Here is a 6,733-nt window from a genome sequence, read left to right on the forward strand (position 1 = left end):
GGGTCGTCGGCGAGGCGTACCCACGCGAGCAGGTCCGTCCGGCCGCCGCCGCGCAGCTGGCCGGCCGACCGGCGTACCCCCTCGTGGGTGAAGCCGGCGGCGAGCGCCACCCGCTGGCTGGCCGGATTCTCGGCGTGGGTCATCAGCTCCAGCCGGTCGACGCCGTGGCGCAGCGCGGCGTCGGCCAGGGCCCGCGTCGCGGCGCTGGCGATCCCGCGCCGCCGCGCCCACGGCGCGACCCAGTAACCCACCTCCGCCTGCCGGCGCGGCGGCACGACCTGGCCGATGCCCGCGCCGCCGACCAGCCGGTCGGTGGTCCGGTCGGCGATGGCGTACGCGGCCCCGCCGGTGGCCCAGGCCGCCGGGGCGCCCTCGGTGATCCACCAGCGGGCGTCGGCCTCGGTGTACGGCTGCGGCATGCCGGGGTTGAACCGCAGGTTGACCGGGTCGCCGCAGCCGGCGGCCAGGTCGGCGACGTCGGCGGGGCGGAACTGCCGCAGCCGCACCCCGTCGGCCTCGATCACCTCGGGCGTCACGTCAGGTCCCCGGCGAGCAGCGCGCCGACCCAGACGTCCACCCGCTCGTCGCGGTGGGTGAGCCCGCCCCGGGCGACGCCCTCGACCGTGAAGCCGGCCTTCTCGGCGACCCGACGGGAGGCGGTGTTGCCGACGTTGGCCCGCCACTCGATCCGGGCCAGGCCCAGCGTGGTGAAGCCCCAGGCGCTGAGCGCGGTCAGCGCGGCCGACAGGTAGCCCCGGCCCCGGGCCGCGGGGGCGGCCATGAAGCCGACGTCGGCCAGCAGCGGGTCGGCGGAAGAGAGCCGCAGGTCGATCGTGCCGACGTACCGGTCCTCGGCGTCGGCGACCACGAAGCAGGCGCTGGTGCCGCCCGCCCAGGTGCCACGGCCGAAGTGCAGGTACGACTCGGCGTCCGCCCGCTCGTACGGGTCGGGCACGCTGGTCCAGCGGACGGTCTGCGGGTCGCGGCAGGTGTCGACGATCGCGGGCAGGTCGCGCTCCTCCATCGGGCGCAGCCGCAACTCGGTGGCGCCGGCCGTGGCGAAGAGGACGGGCTGGGGCCCGCCGAAGACGGCGGCGCGACGGGCCTCCAGGGTGCCCGGCCCGGCCGGACCGGTCTCCCCGGGGGCGGGCACCTCGCCGGGGAGCAGGGAGCCGATCCAGCCCTCCGCGCTGCCGCCGGGGGCGGGGTCGGCGAGCCGCAGCCGGCCCTCGACGCGGAAGCCCGCCCGGAGCGCCACCAGGCGGGAGGCGTGGTTGCCCACCTCGGCCTGCCAGATCAGCCGGCGCAGCTCCAGCGCGTCGAACGCCCAGCGGGCGACGGCCCGGCTGGCCCGGACGGCCACGCCCGCGCCCCGGGCCCAGGGCGCGGTCCAGTAGCCGATCTCTCCGGAGCGCAGGCCGGTGTCGATCGAGACGAGCCCGCAGGAGGCGAGCAGTTCGCCGGTGGCGGCGTCGCAGACCGCGAACGGCGCCCCGGCGCCCGTCGCCCAGTCCGCCGGGGTCACCTCGGTCACGAACCGGTGCGCGTGTCCGGGCAGGTACGGGCGCGGTACGGTGGTCCAGCGCTGGATGTCCGGGTCCTGGCACGCCCGGTGTACCGCGTCGGCGTCGGTCGCCCGCCAGGGTCGCAGCAACAGGCCGTCCTCGGTGATCTCGACAGGTTCCACCCGAGCCATCGTGCCGGACCGTTCGCGGACGGCGTAACCGGATTTCGGCGGGGCGGCGTGAGTCGGGCGTGTTATGTCGGTTTCGCCGGCTCGGAGGGCCGCCACCAGTGACCATCGCGCCGATGGAGCGCCTACGATGGTTCGAGACTGTCTAGGGGAGCGTTGATCCGTGTCGATTCTGGAAAAGGTCCTCCGCGCGGGCGAGGGCCGTATGGTGCGCCGGCTCAAGGCCATCGCCGCCGCCGTCAACTCGATCGAGGACGACTACGTCAACCTCACCGACGAAGAGTTGCGCGGCATGACCGACCAGTTCAAGGAGCGGCTCGCTGACGGCGAGACCCTCGACGACCTGCTGCCGGAGGCGTTCGCGGTCTGCCGCGAGGCGGCCGCCCGGGTGCTCGGCCAGCGGCCCTACGACGTCCAGGTCATGGGCGGCGCGGCGCTGCACTTCGGCAACATCGCCGAGATGAAGACCGGTGAGGGCAAGACCCTGACCTCGGTCATGCCGGTCTACCTCAACGCGCTCTCCGGCAACGGCGTGCACGTCATCACGGTCAACGACTACCTGGCCCAGCGGGACGCCGCCTGGATGGGCCAGGTGCACGAGTTCCTCGGCCTCACCGTCGGCGTGGTGCTGCCCAACCGGCCGGCCACCGAGCACCGGGCCGCCTACGAGTGCGACATCACCTACGGCACCAACAACGAGTTCGGCTTCGACTACCTGCGCGACAACATGGCGTGGTCGAAGGAGGAGCTGGTCCAGCGCGGCCACAACTTCGCGGTGGTCGACGAGGTCGACTCGATCCTGATCGACGAGGCCCGCACCCCGCTGATCATCTCCGGCCCGGCCGAGCACTCCGCCCGCTGGTACGGCGAGTTCGCGGGCGTCGTGGCCCGGCTCCAGGCCGGCAAGGACGGCGAGGGCGACTACGAGGTCGACCACTCCAAGCGCACCATCGCCGTCACCGAGCGCGGCGTGGCCAAGGTCGAGGACCGGCTGGGCATCGACAACCTCTACGAGTCGGTCAACACCCCGCTGGTGGGTTACCTCAACAACGCCATCAAGGCCAAGGAGCTCTACAAGCGCGACAAGGACTACATCGTCAGCGACGGCGAGGTCCTGATCGTCGACGAGTTCACCGGGCGCATCCTGCACGGCCGCCGCTACAACGAGGGCATGCACCAGGCGATCGAGGCCAAGGAGGGGGTGGAGATCAAGCAGGAGAACCAGACCCTGGCCACCATCACCCTCCAGAACTACTTCCGCCTCTACGAGAAGCTCTCCGGCATGACCGGCACCGCCCAGACCGAGGCGGGCGAGTTCAACAAGGTCTACAAGGTCGGTGTGGTGACGATCCCGACCCACCGGCCGATGGTCCGCCAGGACCGGCCGGACGTGATCTACAAGACCGAGAAGGCCAAGTTCAACGCCGTGGTGGAGGACATCGCCGAGCGGCACGCGATGGGTCAGCCGGTGCTTGTCGGCACCGTCTCGGTGGAGAATTCCGAGATCATCTCCCAGCTGCTGCGCCGGCGCGGCATCCCGCACTCCGTGCTGAACGCCAAGTTCCACGCCCGTGAGGCCGAGATCGTCGCCCAGGCCGGCCGCAAGGGCGCCGTCACCGTCGCCACCAACATGGCGGGTCGTGGCACCGACATCCTGCTCGGCGGCAACGCCGAGTTCCTCGCCGCCAACGAGCTGCGCCAGCGCGGCCTCGACCCGGTCGAGCAGGAGGAGGAGTACGCCAAGGCGATGGAGGAGGTCCTGCCCCAGTGGAAGCAGGCCTGCGACACCGAGGCGGATGAGGTCGCCGCCGCCGGTGGCCTCTACGTGCTGGGCACCGAGCGGCACGAGTCCCGGCGCATCGACAACCAGCTGCGCGGTCGGTCGGGCCGGCAGGGTGACCCGGGCGAGTCCCGGTTCTACCTCTCCCTCCAGGACGAGCTGATGAAGCGCTTCCGCTCCGGCGCCGTCGAGGCGGTCATGGAGCGCTTCAACATCCCGGAGGACGTGCCCATCGAGTCGAAGATGGTCACCAAGCAGATCAAGAGCGCGCAGGCCCAGATCGAGGGCCAGAACGCCGAGATCCGCAAGAACGTCCTCAAGTACGACGAGGTCATGAACAAGCAGCGCCAGGTGATCTACGCCGAGCGGCTGCGGGTGCTCAACGGCGAGGACCTCTCCGACCAGGTCCGCAACATGATCGACGACGTCGTCGACGCGTACGTGCGGGGGGCCACCGCCGACGGCTACGGCGAGGACTGGGACCTGGAGCAGCTCTGGACCAACCTCAAGCAGCTCTACCCGGTGGGCATCACGATCGAGGAGCTGGAGGAGGAGGCCGGCGGCTCGCGGGCCGGCATCGACGCGGACTTCCTGCTCTCCCGCCTCAAGGAGGACGCGCACGCCGCGTACGACCGGCGTGAGGAGCAGCTCGGCGAGGAGGGCACCCGCCAGCTGGAGCGGATGGTCCTGCTCCAGGTCATCGACCGCAAGTGGCGCGAGCACCTCTACGAGATGGACTACCTCCAGGAGGGCATCAGCCTGCGGGCGTACGCCCAGCGCGACCCGGTGGTGGAATACCAGCGCGAGGGCTTCGACATGTTCGCCACCATGATGGACGGCATCAAGGAGGAGACGGTCGGCTTCCTCTACAACCTCGAGGTCCAGGTTAACGAGCCGGAGCCCGAGGCCGAGGAGGTCCAGCTGCTCGACAAGCCGGTCGAGATCCGGGCCAAGGGCCTGGGCCGGGCCCCGCAGCAGCAGGGCCTGCAATACTCCGCGCCGACCATCGACGGCGAGGCCGGCGCCGGTGCGGTGGCCGTCGAGCACGCCGAGCAGCAGGCGCCCGCGCTGGGCGTCGGTCGTCCGGCACCGGCCGCCCCGGCCGCGCCCGGCACGACCGCCCCGGCGGCGCCGCAGCGGCCGGCGTCGGGTCTGCGCGGCCCGGGCGTCCCGGCCGGCAACAACCGGCGGGCGGCGTCGGGGCAGGCGGAGGCCGGCAACGGTCCGTCCCGCAACGCGCCGTGCCCGTGCGGGTCCGGCCGGAAGTACAAGCGCTGCCACGGCTCCCCCAACGGCGGCGCGTGACCGGCAGCTGAGCGGGCGCGCGCCCGCCGGAGCAGTCGAGCCGTGGTCCTCGTGGACCACGGCTCGCTTCCGTCTCGGCCGCCGTCCGGGCGGCTGGCCACCCGGGCCGGGCGTGCGCACCTCGGCGACCGCCGGGTCGGCGCGCACCAGGTCCGCCCCGGGCTCGTGGGTGGACACCATGCGCGGCCCGCACCCCGGCACGTCGTGGCCGGAGCCCGGTGGCTCAGAGCACCTGGAGGGCGGTGCAGAGCCAGCTGCCCCGGCGGTGCTCCAGGCGCAGCGCCATCGCCCAGGTGCGCCCGCCCGTGCCGGCGAGCACCGCGGCCACCTCGACGGCGGCGGTGCGCGGTTCGCAGACCCGCAGCCGGAGCAGGCGTACGGCCGGGCGGGTCGACCGGCGGCGGAGCGGGCCGGAGCGGGCGGTGGCGCGGGCCAGCTCGGGCAGCAGCCCGGCCGCGCGCGCCGGGTCGAGCAGCGGCCTGAGCTGCCCGGGCGAGCGGTAGCCGTTGAGCACCTCCAGGCAGGTGCGGACGAACCGGTGCGCGGCCCGGGTCGCCTCGGGGGTGGCGGTCACCAGCGCGTCCAGTGGCAGCGGGGCGGCGGGCCGACGGCCGGGGCCGGTCGGTACCGGCCGCTGTCGTCGGCCGGGCGGCCGGTCGGCGTCGCGTCGGGACGACTCGAAGAGGTCGAGGACGAGCTGGGCGTGGCCCGGGGCCGGCCAGTGGGCGGCGTCGTCGTCGGTGAACGGCGGCTCGAACGAGGGGGCGGGGCGTAGCCGCACGGGAGGGCGCGCCGGCCCGGGTCGGCGGTGATCGGTCATCCGGGAACCTCCCACGATCTTGCGTTTACCTTCGTTTGCCTTCGACAGGCTCCATTCTCGGACACGGCAGAGCTCACGGTCAATGCCCCTGCGGATCGGACCGGTTACTCCGGGTCGCGGTCGGCGAGCGGGTTGCTCCGCACCCAGTCGGCCGTCTCGGCGTACTTGCGCTCGATGTACTCCTCCAGCCGGGCGCGTTCCACCCGCCACTGGCCGCGCCCGCCGATCTTGATCGCGGGCAGCTCGCCGCTGCGCACCATGTGGTAGACCTGCGAGTCCGACACGTTCAGCTCGGTGGCCACGTCGGAGAGCAGCAGGAACCTCGGCTCCACGGAAACCCCCGGGGTTGGCGTCGTTTGCTTCAGTTTGCCACCGACGGCCGACATGGCCCAGCCGCCCGGGCGCGACCTGCGCCGACCCGCCCCGGGACACACCGGTGGGACGCTTCCACCGCAGAAGGTGCGCGGTGTATGACGGTCACGGCGATAGGGCATGATCGGCCGGGGCCGGCGGAAGCCGGCGCAGGGACCTGAGCGGGGGAGACGACCGGTGACCGAGGAGCTTGTCCGGGTGTACGTGCCGGCGACCGTCCCGATGCTGACCCTCCTACGCGGCGCCGGGCTGCCGGTGGCCGCCGCGCACGCAGTGACCCCCACCCTGCGGGAGTGGTACGCCGAGGGCGACGAGGAGGAGCTGGAGTACGTGGCCTTCACCCGGGCCGCCCAGGACGCGTTGCAGCTGCTCCGGGCCGACCCCGACGCGCCCCGCCGCCGGATCGTCGTCTCGGTCGACCTGCCCGCCTCGGCCGTGGGCCGGGGCGACGGGGAGCTGGGCTCCAGCGCGGTCGAGCTGAGCGCTCCCGTGCCGGTGGGCGCCGTCGCGGCCGTCCATGTGGACGGCGCCGACGCGGTCGAGGACGTGTCCGCTGCGGCGGAGGCGGTCACCGAGGCCCTGGCCGGCGACCCGGACGCGCAGTTCACGGTCGACGGCGCCGAGGACCACGAGCTGGAGTGGTACGACGTCACCGAGCTGGACCTGCTGCTCCGCGCCACCTCCTGACCTCCCGCGCGCCGCCTGCGCAGCCTGACGGCCGGTGCCGGCGCGCGGGAGGTCAGGAGGTGGCGTGGAGCAGCAG

General features: G+C 73.3%; 6 protein-coding genes. 2 read left to right on the forward strand and 4 right to left on the reverse strand.

Annotated elements, in window-relative coordinates; genetic code table 11:
- Positions 1-536 (reverse strand): GNAT family N-acetyltransferase (locus F6X68_RS34490; RefSeq protein ID WP_370519006.1); only part of this gene is annotated, 536 nt, incomplete at its 3' end.
- On the reverse strand, positions 533-1,696 hold the full coding sequence (locus F6X68_RS34495) for a GNAT family N-acetyltransferase (RefSeq protein ID WP_327030551.1): 1,164 nt from the start codon (positions 1,694-1,696) through the stop codon (positions 533-535). The genes F6X68_RS34495 and F6X68_RS34490, both read right to left, overlap by 4 nt.
- 160 nt (positions 1,697-1,856) lie before the next feature.
- Here F6X68_RS34495 and secA point away from each other — a divergent pair, with 160 nt between their 5' ends.
- Positions 1,857-4,778 carry a preprotein translocase subunit SecA gene (gene secA, locus F6X68_RS29160; protein WP_151457259.1) on the forward strand — a complete coding sequence of 974 codons (2,922 nt, stop codon included), beginning with the start codon at positions 1,857-1,859 and terminating at the stop codon, positions 4,776-4,778.
- Between the two features lie 223 nt (positions 4,779-5,001).
- Here the strand turns inward: secA and F6X68_RS29165 are convergent, their stop codons facing one another.
- Together F6X68_RS29165 and F6X68_RS29170 are read right to left on the reverse strand one after the other, a co-directional pair.
- A complete protein-coding gene (locus F6X68_RS29165) occupies positions 5,002-5,598 on the reverse strand; it encodes an Rv3235 family protein (RefSeq protein WP_151457260.1) in 597 nt (198 codons plus the stop codon).
- A 104-nt stretch (positions 5,599-5,702) separates the two neighbouring features.
- Positions 5,703-5,930 (reverse strand): helix-turn-helix domain-containing protein, encoded by a 228-nt coding sequence (locus F6X68_RS29170; RefSeq protein WP_121396459.1) that lies wholly within the window; start codon positions 5,928-5,930, stop codon positions 5,703-5,705.
- 217 nt (positions 5,931-6,147) lie between these two features.
- On the opposite strand from F6X68_RS29170, the gene F6X68_RS29175 reads away from it, so the two are divergent.
- Positions 6,148-6,657 (forward strand): hypothetical protein, encoded by a 510-nt coding sequence (locus F6X68_RS29175; RefSeq protein WP_132233598.1) that lies wholly within the window; start codon positions 6,148-6,150, stop codon positions 6,655-6,657.
- Positions 6,658-6,733 lie beyond the last annotated feature (76 nt).

Origin of the sequence: Micromonospora sp. AMSO12t, assembly GCF_008806585.1 — a bacterium.
Lineage (GTDB): Bacteria > Actinomycetota > Actinomycetes > Mycobacteriales > Micromonosporaceae > Micromonospora > Micromonospora reichwaldensis.